The sequence below is a fragment of the Cellulomonas denverensis genome (assembly GCF_012396125.1).
In the GTDB taxonomy this organism is placed as follows: Bacteria; Actinomycetota; Actinomycetes; order Actinomycetales; family Cellulomonadaceae; genus Cellulomonas; species Cellulomonas denverensis.
In genome coordinates, this window is sequence record NZ_JAAXOX010000001.1 from 173,476 (window position 1) to 192,573 (window position 19,098).

At 73.0% G+C, this 19,098-nt stretch carries 18 protein-coding genes; 9 read left to right on the top strand and 9 right to left on the bottom strand.

What is annotated here, in order from left to right; all coding sequences use genetic code 11:
* The first annotated feature begins 178 nt into the window (after positions 1 to 178).
* The 5 genes from HGA03_RS00795 to HGA03_RS00815 all read left to right on the top strand — a co-directional run bounded on the left by HGA03_RS00795 (position 179) and on the right by HGA03_RS00815 (position 5,023).
* On the top strand, positions 179 to 976 hold the full coding sequence (locus tag HGA03_RS00795; RefSeq protein WP_168628322.1) for an ABC transporter permease subunit: 798 nt from the start codon (positions 179 to 181) through the stop codon (positions 974 to 976).
* A gap of 169 nt (positions 977 to 1,145) precedes the next feature.
* The gene (locus tag HGA03_RS00800; RefSeq protein ID WP_168628323.1) at positions 1,146 to 2,099 is read left to right on the top strand and encodes an ABC transporter ATP-binding protein; all 954 of its coding nucleotides are present in this window, start codon (positions 1,146 to 1,148) and stop codon (positions 2,097 to 2,099) included.
* Positions 2,096 to 2,953 (top strand): ABC transporter permease, encoded by an 858-nt coding sequence (locus tag HGA03_RS00805; RefSeq protein ID WP_168628324.1) that lies wholly within the window; start codon positions 2,096 to 2,098, stop codon positions 2,951 to 2,953. Before HGA03_RS00800 ends, HGA03_RS00805 begins: the two co-directional genes overlap by 4 nt.
* A 10-nt stretch (positions 2,954 to 2,963) precedes the next feature.
* Positions 2,964 to 4,355, top strand: a complete 1,392-nt coding sequence (locus HGA03_RS00810; RefSeq protein ID WP_168628325.1) for a sensor histidine kinase — start codon at positions 2,964 to 2,966, stop codon at positions 4,353 to 4,355.
* Positions 4,352 to 5,023, top strand: coding sequence for a response regulator (locus HGA03_RS00815; protein WP_275407571.1), 672 nt, complete (start codon positions 4,352 to 4,354; stop codon positions 5,021 to 5,023). The genes HGA03_RS00810 and HGA03_RS00815 overlap by 4 nt, the downstream gene beginning before the upstream one ends.
* Positions 5,024 to 5,026: 3 nt before the next feature.
* On the opposite strand, the gene HGA03_RS00820 is transcribed toward HGA03_RS00815, so the two are convergent.
* Positions 5,027 to 6,265 carry an MFS transporter gene (locus HGA03_RS00820; RefSeq protein ID WP_168628326.1) on the bottom strand — a complete coding sequence of 413 codons (1,239 nt, stop codon included), beginning with the start codon at positions 6,263 to 6,265 and terminating at the stop codon, positions 5,027 to 5,029.
* A 99-nt stretch (positions 6,266 to 6,364) separates the two neighbouring features.
* On the opposite strand from HGA03_RS00820, the gene HGA03_RS00825 reads away from it, so the two are divergent.
* Positions 6,365 to 6,832 carry a MarR family winged helix-turn-helix transcriptional regulator gene (locus tag HGA03_RS00825; RefSeq protein ID WP_168628327.1) on the top strand — a complete coding sequence of 156 codons (468 nt, stop codon included), beginning with the start codon at positions 6,365 to 6,367 and terminating at the stop codon, positions 6,830 to 6,832.
* 105 nt (positions 6,833 to 6,937) lie between these two features.
* Positions 6,938 to 7,846 carry a siderophore-interacting protein gene (locus HGA03_RS00830; RefSeq protein WP_239073474.1) on the top strand — a complete coding sequence of 303 codons (909 nt, stop codon included), beginning with the start codon at positions 6,938 to 6,940 and terminating at the stop codon, positions 7,844 to 7,846.
* A 2-nt stretch (positions 7,847 to 7,848) separates the two neighbouring features.
* Here HGA03_RS00830 and HGA03_RS00835 read toward each other — a convergent pair whose 3' ends face one another.
* From HGA03_RS00835 to HGA03_RS00855, 5 genes are all read right to left on the bottom strand, one after another.
* Positions 7,849 to 8,121: a sulfurtransferase TusA family protein gene (locus tag HGA03_RS00835; RefSeq protein WP_168628328.1), complete on the bottom strand. Its 273-nt coding sequence runs from the start codon at positions 8,119 to 8,121 to the stop codon at positions 7,849 to 7,851.
* A 23-nt stretch (positions 8,122 to 8,144) separates the two neighbouring features.
* Positions 8,145 to 10,499 (bottom strand): glycoside hydrolase family 31 protein, encoded by a 2,355-nt coding sequence (locus HGA03_RS19215; RefSeq protein WP_168628329.1) that lies wholly within the window; start codon positions 10,497 to 10,499, stop codon positions 8,145 to 8,147.
* Positions 10,496 to 11,416 (bottom strand): carbohydrate ABC transporter permease, encoded by a 921-nt coding sequence (locus HGA03_RS00845; RefSeq protein WP_168628331.1) that lies wholly within the window; start codon positions 11,414 to 11,416, stop codon positions 10,496 to 10,498. Before HGA03_RS00845 ends, HGA03_RS19215 begins: the two co-directional genes overlap by 4 nt.
* Positions 11,413 to 12,378, bottom strand: coding sequence for a carbohydrate ABC transporter permease (locus HGA03_RS00850; protein ID WP_210732125.1), 966 nt, complete (start codon positions 12,376 to 12,378; stop codon positions 11,413 to 11,415). The genes HGA03_RS00845 and HGA03_RS00850 overlap by 4 nt, the downstream gene beginning before the upstream one ends.
* Positions 12,379 to 12,445: 67 nt before the next feature.
* Positions 12,446 to 13,822 carry an ABC transporter substrate-binding protein gene (locus HGA03_RS00855; RefSeq protein ID WP_168628332.1) on the bottom strand — a complete coding sequence of 459 codons (1,377 nt, stop codon included), beginning with the start codon at positions 13,820 to 13,822 and terminating at the stop codon, positions 12,446 to 12,448.
* A 133-nt stretch (positions 13,823 to 13,955) separates the two neighbouring features.
* Here HGA03_RS00855 and HGA03_RS00860 point away from each other — a divergent pair, with 133 nt between their 5' ends.
* Both HGA03_RS00860 and HGA03_RS00865 read left to right on the top strand, forming a co-directional pair.
* Positions 13,956 to 15,008, top strand: a complete 1,053-nt coding sequence (locus tag HGA03_RS00860) for a LacI family DNA-binding transcriptional regulator (protein WP_275407572.1) — start codon at positions 13,956 to 13,958, stop codon at positions 15,006 to 15,008.
* Positions 15,009 to 15,030: 22 nt separating this feature from the next.
* Positions 15,031 to 15,333, top strand: a complete 303-nt coding sequence (locus HGA03_RS00865) for a DUF3467 domain-containing protein (protein WP_168628333.1) — start codon at positions 15,031 to 15,033, stop codon at positions 15,331 to 15,333.
* A 3-nt stretch (positions 15,334 to 15,336) separates the two neighbouring features.
* On the opposite strand, the gene helR is transcribed toward HGA03_RS00865, so the two are convergent.
* The 3 genes from helR to HGA03_RS00880 all read right to left on the bottom strand — a co-directional run bounded on the left by helR (position 15,337) and on the right by HGA03_RS00880 (position 19,093).
* Positions 15,337 to 17,475 (bottom strand): RNA polymerase recycling motor ATPase HelR, encoded by a 2,139-nt coding sequence (gene helR, locus HGA03_RS00870; protein WP_168628334.1) that lies wholly within the window; start codon positions 17,473 to 17,475, stop codon positions 15,337 to 15,339.
* Positions 17,476 to 17,588: 113 nt separating this feature from the next.
* A complete protein-coding gene (locus HGA03_RS00875) occupies positions 17,589 to 18,338 on the bottom strand; it encodes an ABC transporter permease (RefSeq protein WP_168628335.1) in 750 nt (249 codons plus the stop codon).
* Entirely contained in the window at positions 18,335 to 19,093 is a 759-nt protein-coding gene (locus tag HGA03_RS00880; protein WP_168628336.1) for an ABC transporter ATP-binding protein, read from the bottom strand. Before HGA03_RS00880 ends, HGA03_RS00875 begins: the two co-directional genes overlap by 4 nt.
* Positions 19,094 to 19,098 lie beyond the last annotated feature (5 nt).

Sequence of the window (19,098 nt, forward strand, 5' to 3'; positions counted from 1 at the left end):
TGCGGGATCTGCACGATCACCAGACTAGAACGCACACCGGGCGCACATCGTTCCCCGGCGCGAATCTCATTCCTGGGAACGACCCCGGGTCATCCGGCCGGGCGTTCCGGCGCCGCCGGCCGCCGCCCTACGGTCGGAGCCGTCCCAGCCGCCTCCGCCACCCTCCCAGGAGACTGCGATGCGCTCCCCCGTCACCCCCGCCCGGCTGGTCCGATCGGAGTGGAGGAAGCTGTGGTCGCTGCGATCGACCCGCTGGATCTGCGCCGGGGTGGTGCTCGGCCAGTCCGTGCTCACCGCCCTGCTTGCCGCGATCACCGACCTGTCCGAGCTCGGCTACCCGGCGGACCGGGTCGGCCCGGAGCTGATCAACGCGATGTACCCGGCGGCCCAGCTGGCGATCCCGGTGCTCGCGGTGCTGGCGATCACCGGGGAGTACAGCACCGGGACGATCCGGTCCACCTTCGCCGCGGCGCCCCGGCGCACCGGCACGGTGGTGGCCAAGGGCCTGGTGCTGGCGGTCACCGCGCTGCTCACCGGCGCGGCGGCCAGCCTGCTCACCTGGGCCCTGCTCATCCCCCGGCTCGGGACGGTCTATGCCATCCGCCCCGGTGACCCGACCCACCTGCGGCTACTGCTGGCGATGCCGCTGTACCTGGCCGGCATCGCGCTGTTCGGCTACGGGATCGGGCTGGTGGTCCGCCGGACCGCCCCGGCGCTCGGGATCGTGCTGGCCACCTTCCTGGTGGTCGACACCCTGGCGATGATGCTGCAGCGGATCCGGCTGGTCGAGGTGCTGACGCCGTTCCTGCCCGCGGCGGCGGGGACCCGGCTGCTCACCTCCGACTCGGGGCCGGCGATCATGTCCGCCCAGGACGTGGTGGTGCTCGGGCCGTGGCAGGGCTGGGGCGTGCTGCTGGGCTGGGCGGCCGTGGTGCTGGTCGCCGGGCTGGTCCTGGTCCGCCGCCGGGACGCCTGAGCCGGTGCCCGCGCGCGGCTGACCAGCACACGTCATCCTTGAGAGGTAGAGCCTCAACCGTCGGGCGTACCCGCCGGTGACCCCAAGATCCACCGTCCGATCGTTCCGGCGCCACCGCCCCCGGGCCTACCGTCGTGGTGTCGTCATCACCCACCTGTGCGAGGACATCATGATCGAGGCCCACGGCCTGACGAAGAGATACGGCGCCAAGACCGCCGTCAACGGCATCACCTTCAGCGTGCAGCCGGGCAAGGTGACCGGGTTCCTCGGTCCGAACGGCGCCGGGAAGTCCACCACCATGCGGATGATCATGGGCCTCGACCGCCCGACCGCCGGCACGGTGACCGTGAACGGCAAGCCCTACGCCCAGCTGCGCTCCCCGCTGACCGAGGTCGGCGCACTGCTGGAGGCGAAGGCCGTGCACCAGGGCCGGTCGGCCACCAACCACCTGCGGGCGCTCGGCGCCACCCACGGCATCGGCAAGAAGCGGGTGGCCGAGGTGATCGAGATGACCGGCCTCGGGCAGGTCGCCGGCAAGCGGGTCGGCGGCTTCTCGCTCGGCATGGGCCAGCGGCTCGGCATCGCGGCCGCCATGCTCGGCGACCCGCGCACCCTGATCCTGGACGAGCCGGTCAACGGCCTGGACCCGGAGGGTGTGCTCTGGGTGCGCAACCTGGTCAAGCACCTGGCGCAGGAGGGCCGGACGGTCTTCCTGTCCTCGCACCTGATGAGCGAGATGGCGCTGACCGCGGACCACATCCTGGTGATCGGCCGCGGCGAGATCATCGCCGACGCCCCGGTGGGCGACATCGTGGCCGGTGCCTCCGGGCAGTCGGTCCGGGTGCGCAGCCCCCAGGCCACCCGCCTGGTCGAGCTGCTAGCCGGTCCGGAGATCACCGTGACCTCGCTAGAGGCCGGACTGCTGGAGATCACCGGCACCACCGCGCAGACCGTGGGCGAGCTCGCCGCCGCGAACGCCCTGGTGCTGCACGAGCTGACCCCGGTGCAGGCGTCGCTGGAGTCCGCCTACATGTCGCTGACCGCCGACTCGGTCGAGTACCACTCCAGCACCGGTGCCCCGGCGCCGGCCCAGCCCCAGAGCCGTAAGGAGGCACGGCGATGAGCGCCGCGACCGCGACCGCCCCCGTCCGTTCCAGCCTCGGCCACCCGCGGGTGACCTTCCCCAAGCTGGTCCGCTCGGAGTGGATGAAGCTGTGGACCCTGCGCTCGACCTGGTGGGTCGTGGCGATCACCGTGCTGGCCCAGGCCGGGTTCACCTGGATGGGCACCTACTTCACGCTGCAGAACGTCACGCCGGAGGAGATGGGCATCGACGCCTCCACCGTCGGACCCGCCTTCGTGCAGAGCGGCATCATGATCGGCCAGCTGGTGATCTCGGTGCTGGCGGTGCTGGCGATCACCGGTGAGTACTCCACCGGCTCGATCCGCTCCACCTTCTCCGCCGCACCCCGGCGGATCGACGCGGTGCTGGCCAAGGCCCTGGTCGTGCTGGTGGTCGCCTTCATCACCGGCGCACTGGCCACCCTGCTGTCCTGGGCGCTGACCGCCCCGTCGCTGGGCTCGGACTACGGCATCGACCTGTCGAACGAGATCCACCGCCGGGTGCTGATCGCGATGCCGCTGTACCTGATGGGCGTGGCACTGTTCGCCTTCGCGATCGGTGCGCTGCTGCGGGTGTCCGCCGCCGCGCTGGCCACGGTGTTCGGGGTGTTCCTGGTGGTGGAGACGCTGTTCAGCGCCTTCCCGAACATCCGGTTCCTGGCCGAGACCAGCCCGTTCCTGCCGTCCAACGCCGGGTACCAGGTGCTGTCGACCGAGACCGAGTCGATCGACGTGCTGCGCGCCGCCAGCGACGTCACGGTGCTCACCCCCTGGCAGGGCTACGGCGTGCTGATCGCTTGGGGTGTGGTGCTGCTCGGCATCGCGCTGGTGCTGATCCGCAAGCGCGACGCCTGATCCGCCGGCGATGACCACCACCACGGCGCCCGTCCCCGAGCCCGCCGGCTCCGGGGCGGGCGTCGTGGCGTCCCCGGAGGAGTTCACCGAGTTCGACGCCCGGCGGATGAACCGGTTGCGGCGGTACTTCGCCGCCCATCCGCGCGCCTCGGACGTCCTGGTCTGCCTGGTCATGCTGGTCGAGGTCAGCACCACGTCGATCTTCGACACCCTGAACCTGTCGGTGCCGCGGCTGGTCGTGATGACGGTGCTGGGGCTGGCCGCGGTGGCGGTGCTGTGGTTCCGGCGCCAGGTGCCGGTGCTGGTGCTCGGGGTGCTGGTGGTGTTCGCGGCGGCGAATGTCGCGGTGACCGGCCGGTTGGGCAGCTTCGCGCTCGGGATCGCGCTGGGGGTGTACGCGGTGGCCGCCGCGCGCACCGCCCGGACCACCTGGTGGATCGTCGGCGGCTCGCTGCTGGCGGCCGGGGCGATCCTGCTGGCCGCCGACGGCGCGGTGACCGGGGCACCGGAGTCCGGCACCGGGCAGAACCTGCAGGTGGCCGGCCGGGTGTACTCCGACCCGGCGTCCGACATCTCCAACCTGGTGTTCACCAGCCTGATCGCGCTGGTGATCGGGACCAACGTCGCCAACCGCCGGTCCCACGTCCGCGCGGTGGTGGCCCGGCACCACGAGCTGCTGCACGCCAGTGAGCAGCAGGCCAAGCTCGCCGTCGCCACCGAGCAGGCCCGGATCGCCCGGGAGATGCACGACGTGGTCGCGCACGGGCTGACCGTGATGGTGGCGCTGTCCGACGGCGCCCGGACCGCGATGCGCCGCTCCCCCGAGGACGCCGACCGGGCGCTGGAACTGCTGTCCGAGACCGGGCGGACCGCGCTGACCGACATGCGCCGGATGCTCGGGGTGTTGCGCGGCAGCAGCGACGTGCCGCTCTCACCCCAGCCCGAGGACCTGGACGAGCTGGTGCAGTCGTTCCGGATGGCCGGGATGACCGTGCACCTGACCACCTCCGGACCGCCGCTGCCGGACGACCCGTCCCTGGCGCTGACCGTCTACCGGGTGGTGCAGGAGTCGCTGACCAACGCACTGCGGCACGCCGGCACCCACACCCGGGCCGAGGTGATCGTGGCCCGCACCCACGACGAGGTGCTGATCGAGGTCACCGACTCCGGCCCCGACGGCCTGCCGGGCGAGCCGTTGATGAGCCCGCGCGGCGAACGGCTGCGTGCCCGGCTGTCCGGCGAGGACCCGTCGATCTCGCCGCCGCCGAGGCCAGGCCGCGGGTTGGTCGGGATGCGGGAGCGGGCGGCGGTCTACGGTGGCTCCGTCGCCGCCGGGCCGCACCATGCCGGCTGGCGGGTGCAGGTGCTGCTGCAGATCGACGAGCCCGAGGAGGTCCGGTGAGCGCGATCCGGGTGCTGCTGGTGGACGACCAGCCGCTGCTGCGGATGGGCTTCAGGCTGGTGCTGCAGGACGAGCCGGACCTGGAGGTGGTCGGCGAGGCCAGCGACGGCGGGCAGGCGGTGACCCAGGTCGCCGCGCTGCAGCCGGACGTGGTGCTGATGGACGTGCGGATGCCCGGGATGAACGGCATCGACGCCACCCGGCAGATCGTCGCCTCCGGCTCGCCGGCCCGGGTGCTGATCCTGACCACCTTCGACCTCGACGAGTACGCCTTCGCCGCGCTGAAGGAGGGGGCGAGCGGGTTCCTGCTCAAGGACGCCCGGCCGAACGACCTCACCGCGGCGATCCGCTCGGTGGCCAGCGGCGATGCGGTGGTCTCACCCCGGGTGACCCGGCGGATGCTGGAGCTGTTCTCCGCGGAGATGCCGGGGGCCGGGCAGAGCGCGCCGGCCACCGCCGACCCCCGGCTGGACACCCTGACCGCCCGCGAGCGTGAGGTGCTGCTCGCGGTGGCCGAGGGGCTGTCCAATGCCGAGGTCGCCGAGCGGCTGTTCCTGTCCGAGGCGACCGTGAAGACCCACGTCGGCCGGATCCTGACCAAGCTGGAGGTCCGGGACCGGGTGCAGGCCGTGGTGCTGGCCTACCGCTCCGGCATGGTCGAGCGCTGAGGCTCAGACCTCGCCGATCGCCTCCTCGGGGGTGAGCTCCACGCTGCGGGCGGCGGCGTCGGCCTGCCGGCGGGCCCAGGGCAGCGACTCGCCGACCGCGTGCGCCATCCCGTGGCCCTTCCAGGCGAAGGCGACCACCCCGATCACCAGCACCCCGGCGCCCACCCAGAACGGCAGCACGTCGCTGACCGGGTGCAGCAGCCCGGCCAGCACCGGCGCGGGGGCAGCGAAGCCCCAGCGGACCAGGTTGAACGCGGCGGTGGTGGTCCGGCGGTCCTGGCCGCCGATGCCGAGGGCGAGGTCGGTGAGGTTGGCATTCGCGATGCCCATGCAGATCCCGGCCAGGACCAGCACCACGATGGACTCGGCGGTGCCGGCCGAGGTCGCCAGCAGCACCAGGGCGACCAGCAGGCCCCCGATCGCAGTGCCGACGGTGGCGACCGCGCCGATCCGGTGCGCCAGCCGGTGGCCGATCACCAGGATGCCGACCGCCAGGCCGATCCCCCAGGCGGTGAACACCAGGCCGAGCGGGATCACGTCCAGGCCGAGGAACACCGGGGTGTAGCCGAGCACGACGAAGAACACGAAGTTGTAGGCGCCGGTCACCACGCACAGCGTGCGGAAGGCGGGGCGGCGGAACGGGGTCAGCACGTCGCGCAGGGTGAGCGCGCGGGGTGCCTCCTCCGGGTCCTTGAGCCGGGTGAGCGAGACCGCGAGCGCCACGATCATGAACAGCCCGCAGGCCGCGAACGGGATCCGCCAGGAGATCTGGCCGAGCAGGCCGCCGAGCAGCGGGCCGACCGCGAAGCCGAGGCCGACGCAGGTCTCGAACAGCTCGACCACCCACTCGCGGTCGTTGGCCAGGGCGACCAGCAGCACCATCGCGGTGGCGAAGAACATCGCGTTGCCCAGCCCCCACAGGCCGCGCAGCACGGACAGTTCCAGGACGTTGCCGGACAGCGCGGCCAGGATGGCGGCGACCGCGACCACGGTCACCCCGGTGGCGAGGATCGCCCGGTAGCCGAACCGCCCGGTGGCGATCACCGCCGGGATCATGCCGACCGCCATCACGGCGATGTAGGCGGTGAACAGCAGCTCGATCTGCCAGGTGGAGGCGCCGATCTCCTCGCCGATCACCGGCAGGATCGGGTCGACGATGGCGATGCCGGCGATGGCGAAGAAGGCGGTCAGCGCGGTTGCGTAGATCGCGGTCTTGTTCGGCTCGGGATGACGGCTGGGCACAGCTCTCCTCGGAACACGACGATGGGATTACCTGCATCATACAGCCGTATCCCGGGGTGCGCGTGACAGGATGACCCGGACACCAGCCCGGAGCCGTTGATGAGGGAGAAGATGTCGCCGACCGAGGACGCCGTCAGCACCGTCGAGGCCGAGGTCGCCATGCTGCTGCGGCTGGCCGAACGCAGCCGCCGCTCCTCCACCCGCCGGCTGCACGAGCTGGACCGCTCCGCCTACCTGGTGCTGGGCGTCCTGACCACCGAGGGCCCGTCCAGCGTGAACACCATCGCCGATGCGCTGCGGCTGGACCCGTCCACCGTCACCCGCCAGGTGCTGGCCATGGAGCGCGCCGGGTACGTGCTGCGCACCGCCGACCAGGCCGATCGCCGGGTCACCGTGGTCTCCTCCACCGCCGCGGGCCGGGCCGCCCTCGCCCAGAGCCGGGAGATCCGGGCCGGGATCTACCGCGAGGTGCTCGCCGCCTGGACCCCCGAGGAGCGCGAGACCCTGGCCGCCTGCCTGCACCGGCTGAACACCGACCTGGACGACTGGGGCCGGGCGCACACCTGAGCCGCGGGAGACCGAGGTCACAGCGGAGGATCGGGTAAGGGTGACCTAAGGTGGGCGGGACGATCCGGCCGGATCGCCGCAGTCGGCCCACCGAAGGAGGCGTGCATGACCGCGCCCACCCAGCAGACCGCCGGACACCGGGGCGGCCCCCGCGGACCGCGACCGGGGATGCCCGCCGTGGTGCTGACCGCCGACCGCCTCACCCCGGAGATGGTCCGGCTGAGCCTGGGCGGTGAGGTGCTGCGCGCCCACTACCGGCCGGACCCGCACGCCGACTCCTACGTCAAGCTGCTGTTCCTGCCCGGCGCGCAGGACCGCACCGGGGCCGACGTGCTCGCCGAGTGGGCGATGCCGGACGGCCGGATCGACCTGGACGCCGCCCGGGCGGCTCTGGGCCCGGAGCTGGCCCCGCGGATGCGGACCTACACGGTCCGGGACTGGGACGGCGACCGGATGCTGGTCGACCTGGTCGTGCACGGCACCGCCGGCCTGGCCGGGCCGTGGGCGGACACCGCCGCACCCGGTGACCGGGTGATCGTGGTCGGCCCGGGCGGCGGCTACTCCCCCGACCCGGCGGCCGGCCACCACCTGCTGGCCGGCGACGCCAGCGCCCTGCCCGCGATCGCGGTGGCCCTGGAACGGCTGCCCGCCGACGCGCGCGGCGACGCGGTGATCGAGGTGCCCGGCCCGCAGGAGGTGCAGGAGCTGACCGCCCCGGCCGGGGTCCGGGTGCACTGGGTCACCGCCGAGCCCGGTGCCGCCGGTGCCGCGCTGATCCACACTGTGCGCGAGCTGCCCTGGCCGGCGGGCCGGGTGCAGGGCTTCGTGCACGGTGAGGCCGGTGCGGTGCGCGAGCTGCGGCGGTACCTGCGGGTGGAGCGCCAGGTACCGATCGCCGACCTATCGATCTCCGGCTACTGGCGGCTCGGCGGCGACGACGAGGCCTGGCGGGCCGGCAAGCGGGAGTGGCTGCGCGCGATCGAGGAGGCCGAGGCCCGGGCCGGACTGGCCTGAGTTCAGTCCGCCAGCCGCCAGGGCGACGAGGCCAGGGTGTCCTGCGCCCCGGCGACCACCCGGACCGCGTAGGTCGGCACCGGCTGCCCGCCGACCGGTCCGAGGTACTCGTGCCCGGTCATGTGACACCACACCGGCAGGTCGATCGGGGCCACCGGGTCGGCGGTGCTCAGGTGCACCACGTCCCCGGCGGGCAGCTCCGCCACCCGGGCGCGCAGCAGCACCAGCAGCCGGGCGCAGCCCAGGTCGCCGCCGTCCAGCCGGTGGGTGGTCACCGCGCGAGCCTAGCTCCGCCCGTTCAGGGCCGGGCCAGCAGCACCTCCCGGATCGCGGAGTGCACCTGCTCGGGCAGATCGAGGGCGGCCAGGTGCCCGAGCCGGACGTGCAGCGGCCGGTCGGCGGTCGCGACCCGGTAGGCGTGGGTCTTCAGGTCGTAGCCGATCCGCGCCACGTCCAGCACCGCGAACAGCGTGGCCGCCGGGTCAGGGCCGGTCAGCACCACCCGCGCCCCGGCGGACAGCTCCAGCACCGCACCGGCCGGGACGTCCCGCACCGTGCGGCTGCGCCCGTCCTCGCCCCGCTCCACCGGCACCGGGACGCCGTCCACCGTGGCCCGGGGCTCGGCGTCCACCCGCCCGGCGGTGTGCAGGGTGAGCGTCCAGTCCCGGCGCTCCGGCAGCGGGCCGAGGTCGCCGGTGGGCCGGGCGGTCAGGGTGCCGGTGGCGTCCGACCAGGTCAGCACCGTGCGGGCCACCGCCCCGTCCAGCCGCCCGTCGTCCTCCACCAGGGTGAAGGCGCCGTCCGCGCCCGGGACCACGTGCACGTCCAGGCCGGCCGGGGGCAGCGGGTCGTTGGCCGGGACCTCGGCGGCGTCCAGCGGCACGATCGCCCCGGGCGCGGCCAGCACCGGCAGGTCGTCCAGCCCGCGGTGCAGGTCGAGCAGCCGGCCGCCGTCGTAGACCCGGTCGGTGCACAGGTCGACCCACGGCCCCTCCGGCAGCCAGGCCCGGACCGCCGCGGTGCGGGTAAGCGGATCCGCGGGCCGGGTGATCGCGGCGACCAGCAGCTCTGTGCCGAACAGGTACTGGTGCCGGGCGCCGTAGGCCTCGTCCGCCTCCGGCCACCGGTGGTACAGCGGCCGGACCAGCGACTCGCCCAGCTCCGCCGCCCGGTGGTTCATGGTGTGCAGGTAGGGCACCAGCCGGTGCCGCAGCCGCAGGTACCGGGTCTGCACCCGGCGGGCGGCCTCGTCGAAGGCCCACGGCTCCTTGGTGGTGAACGGGTTGTCCGAGGAGTGCAACCGCAGGATCGGCGAGAACACCCCGAACTGCACCCACCGGGTGGCCAGCTCGTCGTCCTTGGTGCCGTGCATGTGGCCGCCGATGTCGTGGCTCCACCAGCCGTAGCCGATGTTGGCGGCGGTGGCGGTGAACTCCGGCTGGAAGTCCAGTGACGCCCAGCTGATCACCGCGTCGCCGCTGAAGCCGACCGGGTAGCGGTGACTGCCCGGCCCGGCATAGCGGCTGAAGGTCAGCGCGGGACGGTCGCCGCGGGCGTTGTCCAGGTAGTGGAAGTGGTTCAGCATCCACAGCGGGTCGATCCCCGCCACCCGGCTGTGCGGCCCGGACTGCCAGTCCACCCACCAGAAGTCGACCCCGTCCGCCTCCAGCCCGTGGTGCAGCACGTCGAAGTAGGCGGTCAGGAACTCCCGGTCGGTGACGTCGAAGGCCACCGGGTCGCCGTCCGGCTCCCGGCCGAGCGCGGCGCACATCGCGGCATAGGCATCCTCGTGCGCGCGCACCCCGTCCGCCGGGTGCACGTTCAGCGTGACCCGCAGGCCGTGCTGGTGCAGCCAGGCCAGCAGGGCGGGCGGGTCCGGGAACAGCTCGCGGTTCCAGGAGTAGCCGGTCCAACCCGACCCCAGCGCCGGGTCCACGTCGGTGACGTGCCAGTCCATGTCGATCACCGACACCGAGAACGGGATGCCCTCGGCGGCGAACCGCTCCATCAGCGCCCGGTAGCCGTCGGCGGTGTAGCGGTGGAACCGGCTCCACCAGTTACCCAGCGCCCAGCGCGGCAGCAGCGGCACCGGGCCGGAGACCGCGTGGAACGCCCGCAGCGCCCCGGCATAGTCGTGCCCGTAGCCGAAGACGTACAGGTCGGAGCGGCTGCCGTCCCGGGGGGCGACCCAGCCCTCGTCGTCGAAGACCATCGAGGCCGAGTCGTCCAGCACGGCGTAGCCCTGGCGGGAGATCACCCCGCCCTCCAGCGGCACCGGCCCGTCCGCGAAGTCCAGGGTCCGGGCGGTGCCGCCCAGGCCGCCGGCCGGTTCGCCGTAGCGCCACACCGAGTGGTACGCGCTCAGGCCGCCGAGCACCTCGACCTGCAGGCCGGCGGTACTGAACGGGCCCCGGTCGTAGGTCAGCCGGAGCCGGCGGGTCACCACCTCCACCACCGGCCCCCGGTCGATCACCCGGAACTCGGGCACCGGCAGTTCGCGGCACCGGGCAAAGGTGCTCGACCGGTCCTCGAACACGCCGTCCTCGGCGTACTCCAGCCGGAGCAGCCCGTCGGTGAGCACGGTGATCCGGTAGCGGTCGCCCTGGATGGTGGCGCGGGGGGCGGCGGCCGCGGCCACGGTCAGCACGGTCATCCCTTCACCGCCCCGCCCATCCCGGCCCCGCGCAGGAACATCCGCTGGAACACCAGGAAGATCAGCACCGGGATCAGGGTCGAGATCGCCAGCGCGGCCAGGAACACGTCCAGTTCGATGTAGTCCGCCAGCGCGGGCAGCCGCACGCTCAGCGGCTGCACCTGCGGGTCGGGGAGCACCAGCATGGGCCACAGGAAGTCCTTCCAGGCGGCGATCACCGCGAACACCGAGACCACACCCAGGATGGGCTTGCTCATCGGCAGGACGATCGACCAGAACAGCCGGAACGGGCCGGCGCCGTCGACCCGGGCGGCCTCGAAGACCTCCCGGGGTAGGTTGTCGAAGAAGCGCTTGACCAGCACCAGGTTGAAGGCGGAGGCGCCCGCGGGCAACCACACCGCCCAGAACGAGTTCAGCAGGGAGTGGCCGAGCAGCGGCGGGTCGAGGATGGTCAGGTACAGCGGGACCAGCAGCACCACCGCCGGGACGAACAGGGTGGCCATCACCAGGCCGGTGATCAGCTTGCCGTAGCGGGGTCGCAGCACCGACAGTGCGTAGCCGCCGGTGGTCGCGACCAGCAGCTGCACGAACCAGGACCCGGCGGCGATCACCACCGTGTTGCCGAAGTAGCGGCTGATCTCCACCCGGGTCCAGGCGGTGGCCAGGTTCGCCCAGTCCACCCCGTTCGGGAACAGCGCCAGCGGCTCGCGCAGGGTGTCCTGGGTCGGGGTGATCGCGGCCTTGGCCAGCCAGAGCAGCGGGGCCAGGCCGACCACCAGCAGCGCGACCAGCAGCACCCCCTGCACCACGGTCATCCCGCGGCGGACGGTGGGCCGGCGCCAGTCGGCCTGGGACAGGATGCCGCGGTCCTCCGGTTCGGCGGCGGGCGGCGCCGGGCGGCGCAGGACCAGGCTCATGACGTGCTCCAGGATCGGGTCAGGCGCAGGTAGACCGCGGACAGCACGGCCAGGAACGCGGCCAGCATCAGGCTCAGCGCGGTGGCGGCCCCGTAGTCGCCACCCAGGCTGTTGCCGAAGGCGTAGCGGTAGATCAGCAGCAGCACGGTCAGCGTGGAGTTGGCCGGGCCGCCGTCGGTGAACAGGAAGGGTTCCAGGAACACCTGGGCAGTGCCGATCACCTGCAGGATCAGGGTGATCAGCAGGATGCCGCGCAGCTGCGGCAGGGTGATGTGCCAGATCTTGCGCCACAGCCCCGCGCCGTCCACCTCCACCGCGTCGTAGAGCTCGGTGGGCACCCCGGTCAGCGCGGCCAGGTAGATGATCACCGTGCCCCCGGCGGCGGCCCAGGTGGCCTCCAGCACCAGGGACGGCATCGCCCAGCTCGCGTCCTGCAACCAGGGGAACGGGCCGAGCCCGACCCAGCCGAGGATGGTGTTGAACACCCCGGTGGGCGAGGCGTCGTAGAACACCTTCCACAGCAGCACCGCCACCACCGGCGGGATCACCACCGGCAGGTAGGCCAGCGCGGAGAACAGGCCCTTCATCCGCTTCACCTCGCTCATCGCGACGGCGGCGATCAGCGGGACCGGGTAGCCGAACAGCAGGGCCAGCGCCGCGAACCAGGCGGTGTTCTTCACCGCGGTCCACAGCAGCGGGTCGTCCAGCACGTGCCGGAAGTTCTCCAGCCCGACGAAGGACGGCGCGCTGACCAGATTGGTCTGCTGCAGGCTCATCACGATCGACCGGCCGATCGGGTACCAGCTGAAGAAGCCGAAGATGATCAGCAGCGGCAGCAGGAACACCAGGGTGCTCAGGCCGCCGCGGCGGACCCAGGTCACCGGGCTGCGGCGGCGCCGTCGTCGCGGGGCCGGCTCGGTGGCGGTGCCGGTGTCGGCGCGCGGGTCGTCCGCACGGATCAGAGTGGTCACGGGCTGGTCCTTCCGACCGGGCCCCGGGGCCGGCGGTCACCGGCCCCGGGGCATGCGATCACTGCCGGGCGAGGATCGACTCGACGGAGGCCTGCGCGTCGGCGACCAGTTGGTCGATGTCCGCGTCCTCCTGGGTCAGGACGGTCTGCACCACCGGGTCGAGGGCGGCGTAGACCTCCTGGGTGGCCACACCGGGCTCGGCCAGCAGCGGCTGGTCGAAGATCGCGTCGGTGTACGGCGTCATCTGGTCCAGCGGCACGTTCACGTAGTCGGCGATCCAGGACTGCTGCTCGTCGTAGGTCGCCTGGTCGAAGATCGGCAGCTGCGGGGCACCGACCGGCTGGCCGGAGTCGGCGGTGGTCTGGGCGTCCAGCACGGCGGCGTCCTGGTCGGTCAGCTTCTGCATGTAGTAGAAGTCGATCCACTTCACCGCGGCGGCCTGCTCGGCGGCGGAGGCGGTGGCGGAGACCGCGGCGAGCGTGCCACCGCCCAGCACCCCGGCGTCCTCACCCTCCAGCGGGATCACGGTGACGCCGTAGTCGTCCGGGTTCATCGCGTTCTGGGTGAACAGGTTGCCGTAGTTGCCGCCGCCGGAGACGTACATGCCGATCTTCCCCGCGGCGAAGTCCTGGTTGATCGAGGACCAGTCGTACAGGAAGTTCGCCCCCATCGAGTTGTCCTCCCAGCGCAGGTCGTGCAGGTAGGCCAGCGCGTCCTTCATCTGGTCGGTGTCGACGGTGGCGGTGGCGGTGCCGTCGTCGGCGATCGACTCGACCCGGCCGCCGAGGGCGTACACCTGGGTGGTGAGGATCCAGCCGCCGGTGTTCGCCTGGGTCATCTGGGCATAGCCGGCCTGGCCGGTGGCGTCCGCGATCGCCTTGGCGTCCGCGCGGACCTCGGCCCAGGTGGTCGGCGGGTCGTCCGGGTCGAGACCGGCCTGGGTGAACAGGGTGCGGTTGTAGTGCAGGCCCTGGCCGTAGGCGGCGATCGGGACCGCCCACTGGTTGCCGTCGGCGTCCTGGCCGGCCTCGGCGACGTTCTGGTTCAGGCCGTCCGCCCAGGGCAGCTCGGCGACCAGGTCCGAGACGTCGGCGATCTGACCGCGCTCGATCAGGCCGCGGCCGTCGGTGAAGGGCACCACGAAGACGTCGGGCAGCGTGCCCCCGGCGAGCTGGGCGGCGAAGGTGGTGCCGGTCCAGGTGTACTCCTGGGTGGTCACCGTGATGTCGGGGTTCTCGTCCTCGAACTGGGTGATCCGGTCGTCGATCGCGGCCAGCGCGTCGGCCTCCAGGCCCTCGTCGATGGAGACGGTGAGCTCGACGGGCCCGTCGGAGGCGGCGGCCTCCTCGCCGTCACCGCCGGAGGAACACGCGGTGAGGGTCAACGCCAGTGCGAGCGGAATCGCGGCCAGGGCCGCCGTGCGGGTGGACGTCATCGTCACTCCTAGGTCGGTCCGGGCGGAGCGGCTCCGCCCGTGGGATCCGGACGCCGAGGAATCGGCGGCTGAGGTGCCACCCGGTCGGCCGAACCGGGTGACAGGGATTACATTTAGCGCTAAACCTCGTAGAGTGTCAATCGTCGGTCCGTCCCTTCACCCTCCCGCGGAGCACCCCCTGAACCACGTCACCCTCAAGGACATCGCACGTGAGGTCGGCGTGAGCGTGATGACCGTGTCCAACGTGGTCAACGGCAATCGCGGCCGGGTCTCCCCCGCCACCGCGGCCCGGGTCGAACGGGCGATCGCCGACCTGGGCTACGTGCCCAATGCCGCCGCCCAGTCGCTGGCGGCCCGGCGGACCCGGCTGGTCGGCCTGCTGCTGCCCACCGGGTCGGACGACGCCTCCCTGCTGGCCAGCCCGCACGACGTGGCGGTCACCGGCGCGGTGGAGGCCGCCCTGCGCCACCGCGACCACCACCTGATGCTGCGCGGCGTCGGCACCGCCCGGCAGGTCCAGGACTCGGTCCGGCGCTGGAGCCTGGACGGCGTGGTGCTGATGGGCTTCACCGACGACGAGGTGGGCGCCCTCGCCCTGCCGGCCGGACTGCCCGCCGTGGTGGTGGACGCCACCGCCGGCGGCCCGGTGGCCCACGTCCGCTCCGACGACCGGGCCGGCGGGCTGCTGGCCGGCGAGCACCTGACCGGCCTCGGGCACACCCGGCTGCTGATCTGCGGCCCCACCGAGACCACCAGCCGGGTGGTCAGCGAGCGCGTCGAGGGCTTCCGCACCGCCGCCGGCGACCGGGTGCAGGTAGTCGCCGCCCAGACCACCTACGACGACGGGGTCGTCCTCGGCACCCGGTTGGCACCGGCGGTGCGGGCCGGCGACCTGACCGCGATCTTCGCCACCGCCGATATCCTGGCCGCCGGCGTGATCCGCGGCCTGACCGACCACGGGCTGCGGGTGCCGGAGGACGTGTCGGTGCTCGGCTACGACGACGCCGACCTGGCCCGCTACGTCACCCCGCGGCTGAGCACCATCGCCCAGGACACCACCCGCAAGGGCCAGGTCGCCGCCGAGCTGCTGCTGGAGTTGATCACCGGCGAGGCCACCGAGCCGCGCTCCGAGCTGATCGACGTCGCACTGACCGCCCGGGAGTCCACCGGCCCCGCCCCCGCTTGACCCGACGGGGCACACTGGGCCGATGAACGCGCGCCCCACGAACGTCTCGATCACCATGCCGCCGGACCAGGTGACCGGTGTGCACGCCGACTTCGTCAGCGCCTGGCACACCCAGGACGTGTTCGTGCTGGACTTCGCCGCGGTCGTCGGCCCCGGGCGCCCCGGCGAGGGACCCGAGGGCCAGCCGGTCACCCAGGTGGACGCCCAGGTGATCGCCCGGGTGAAGCTGCCGCCGAGCCAGGTCTTCGAGGTGATGAAGGCGCTGGAGCAGCAGCTGTCCGCCTGGGAGGCCGAAACCGGCCGCCGCCCGCAGCCGCGCGGCTGAGCCTCAGTCCAGCAGCACCAGCTCCCCGGTCGAGCGGGTCATCGCGACATAGCGGTCCACCGCCGCGGCCACCCCCTCGCCCCAGCCCGCCGCACCGGCGACCACCACCAGGTCGAACTCCAGGCCCTTGGCCTCCACCGGGCTCAGCGCGCGCACCCGCGGGTCGCCGGGCCGGAACCCGGGCGCGCCGATCACCGCGGCGATGCCCTCCGGATGGGTGGCCAGCCAGTCGTCCAGCACCGCGGTCAGCTCGGCGGGCGCCCCGCGACGCACCGGCAGCCCGGACTCGCGGACCGACACCGGCACGTTCGCGGCCGGCAGCGCGGCCCGGATCGCCAGCTCCGCCTCGGCCATCACCTCGGCCGGGGTGCGATAGTTCACGGTCAACCCCGCCACCGTCACCCGGTCCAGGCCGACCCGGGTCAGCCGCTCGGCCCAGCTCTCCGGGAAGCCGTGCCGCGCCTGCGCCCGGTCGCCGACCACGGTCAGGCTGCGCGACGGGCACCGGGCGAGCACCATCTGCCACTCGGCGTCGGTCAGCTCCTGCGCCTCGTCCACCACCACGTGCGCGAACGGCCCGGCCAGCCGGTCCGGGGCGGCCACCGGCAGTGCGGCCTCGTCCACCAGGGCGTCGCGCAGATCGTCGCCGCGCAGCATGGACATCACCTGCAGCGTGGAGTCGTCCGCCGCGATCAGGTCGTCGATCACCGCGGACATCCGCTCCCGCTCGGCCGCCCGGGTCGCAGCCCGGAGCTCGCCCCGCTCCCACAGTTCGGGGTCGCCCAGCAGCCGGCGGGCGGCATCCAGCAGCGGCAGGTCGGCCACCGTCCAGGCCCGGGGATCGGCCCGGCGCAGCAGCGCGCGCTGGTCGGCGTCCAGCCAGGGGGCGCACAGCCGCAGGTAGGCGGGCACCTCCCACAGGTCGGCGACCAGATCGGCCGGGTCCAGCACCGGCCAGCTGCGGTCCAGCACCCGGTGCAGACCACGGTCCCGGCGGAGCACCCGGCGCAGCTCGTCCTCGGTCGCCTCGTCACCGAGCTGGTCCAGCAGGATCGCGATCAGGGCGTCCCAGATCTGCTCGCGTGCCTCGTGGTGCGGGGTGCCCGGCTCGACGGCGGCGATCGCCTCCGACCAGTCGCCCGGGTCGAGCACCAGGTCGGCCCAGGGCGTCTCCACCCCGGTCGGCTCGGTGGGCGGGCGCTGGTAGAACCGGATCGCCGGCCCGATCGCCGCCACCATCCGGGCGTCACCCTTGAGCCGGGCCACCTCCGGATCGGCCTCGGCGACCGCGGCGGCACCCTCGGGCACCAGGTCGCGCAGGGTGCAGGCGCTCACCCCCTCCTCGCCCAGCCCGGGCAGCACGTCACCGACATAGGCCAGGTACGGGCGGCTGGGTCCGACGAACAGCACCCCGCCACGCCGGTGGCCGAGTCGCGGGTCGGTGTACAGCAGGTAGGCGGTGCGGTGCAGGGCGACCACCGTCTTGCCGGTGCCCGGTCCGCCGTCGACCACCAGCGTGCCCTGCGACCCGGCCCGGATGATCGCGTCCTGATCGGCCTGGATCGTGCCGAGCACGTCGCGCATCCGGGCCGACCGCGACCCGGACAGGCTCGCGATGAACGCCGACTGGTCGTCCAGCGCCGCGTGCCGGTCGAGCTGATCGGCGGCGAAGACCTCGTCCCAGTAGTCGGTGATCGCCCCGCCGGTCCAGCGGTAGCGGCGGCGGCTGGCCAGCCCCATCGGGTCGGCGTGGGTGGCGCCGAAGAACGGCTCGGCCACCGGGGAGCGCCAGTCGACCAGCAGCCGGCGACCGTCGGCGTCGGTGAGACCGATCCGGCCCACGTACACCGGCTCGCCGCCCTCGGCCGGCACCATCCGGCCCAGGCACAGATCGAGGCCGAACCGGCGCAACAACCGCAGCCGCGCACTGAGCCGGTGGATCTCCTGATCCCGCTCCAGCGCCTCGGTGCCGCCGCCACCGGGGGCGCGGCGGGCCTGGTCCAGGCGGGCGGTCAGGTCGGCGACCGACCCGTCCAGGGTGGCGGCGATGGCGGCGAACTGCCGGCGGTCGTCATCGATCAGGGCGGGGTCGGACTTGGCGGAACGGGTGGCGGGCAGCGCGAAGACGGGGGCGGTGGACACAGCAGACCTCCGGTCGGTCCCTACCACCGTGGCGGGGTCCGACCGGAGAGTCTGTGCCCGGGAGGGGGCCTTGCCGCAAGCCCCCGGGTGCGCTATAGCTTGGAAGTGGCGGGTCAGCCCACCCGGCGGCGGTAGACCAGGTTCGCCGCCACGTACGCCACCACCAGCACCCCGACGCACCAGGCCAGCGCCACCCACAGCTCGCCGCCCGGAGCGTTCCCGGCCAGCAGATCCCGGATCGAGTTCACGATCGACGTCACCGGCTGGTGCTCCGCGAACGCCCGCACCGGACCCGGCATCGAGTCGGTGGGCACGAAGGCCGAGCTGAGGAACGGCAGGAAGATCAGCGGGTAGGAGAACGCGCTCGCCCCGTCCACCGTCTTGGCGGTCAGCCCGGGGATCACCGCGATCCAGGTCAGTGCCAGGGTGAACAGCGCCAGGATCCCGGCGACCGCCAGCCAGGCCGCCAGTCCCGCACTGGACCGGAAGCCCATCAGCAGGGCGACCAGCACCACGACCACCAGCGAGATCAGGTTCGCCACCATCGAGGTCAGCACGTGCGCCCACAGCACCGCCGACCGGGCGATCGGCATCGACTGGAACCGCTCGACGATCCCGCCCTTCATGTCGGTGAACAGACGGAACGCGGTGTAGGCGATGCCGGAGGCCACCGTGATCAGCAGGATGCCGGGCAGCAGGTAGTCGACATAGGGCACGTCGCCGGCATCGATCGCCCCGCCGAAGACGTACACGAACAGCAACAGGAAGGCGATCGGCATCACCGCGGTGGTGATGATCGTGTCCGGGCTGCGGGTGATGTGCCGCAGCGACCGTGCGGTCAGGACGCGGGTGTCGGTGATCATGAGCGCTCTCCGATCAGCGTGAGGAACACGTCCTCCAGGGTGGGCTGCTTCTCGACGTACTCGACGGTCGCCGGGGGCAGCAGGGCCCGCAGCTCCGCCAGGGTGCCGTCGGTGAGGATCCGGCCGTCGTGCAGGATGGCGATCCGGTCCGCCAGCTGCTCGGCCTCCTCCAGGTACTGGGTGGTCAGCAGGACGGTGGTGCCCTGGGCCGCGAGCTCGCGCACCGCGTCCCAGACCTCGATCCGGGCCTGCGGGTCCAGCCCGGTGGTCGGCTCGTCCAGGAAGATCACCGGCGGGTCGCCGATCAGGCTCATCGCGATGTCCAGCCGGCGGCGCATCCCGCCGGAGTAGGTGCCGACCCGGCGGCCGCCGGCCTCGGTGAGCGAGAACCGGTCCAGCAGCCGGTCGGCGATGGCGCCCGGGTCCGGCAGGTGCCGCAGCCGGGCGACCAGGACCAGGTTCTCCCGGCCGGTGAGGATCTCGTCCACCGCCGCGAACTGCCCGGTCAGGCTGATCGACGCCCGGACCCCGCCCGGGTCGGCGACCACGTCGTGGCCGTTCACCTCGGCGGTGCCGGCGTCGGGCGCCAGCAGGGTGGACAGGATCCGGATCGCGGTGGTCTTGCCCGCGCCGTTGGAGCCGAGCAGCGCGTGGATGCTTCCCCGCCGGACGGTGAGATCGACCCCCCGCAGGACGTGCACGTCGCCGTAGGACTTCTCCAGCCCGTGCAGCCGGATGGCGTCGTCGGTGCTCATGGTGG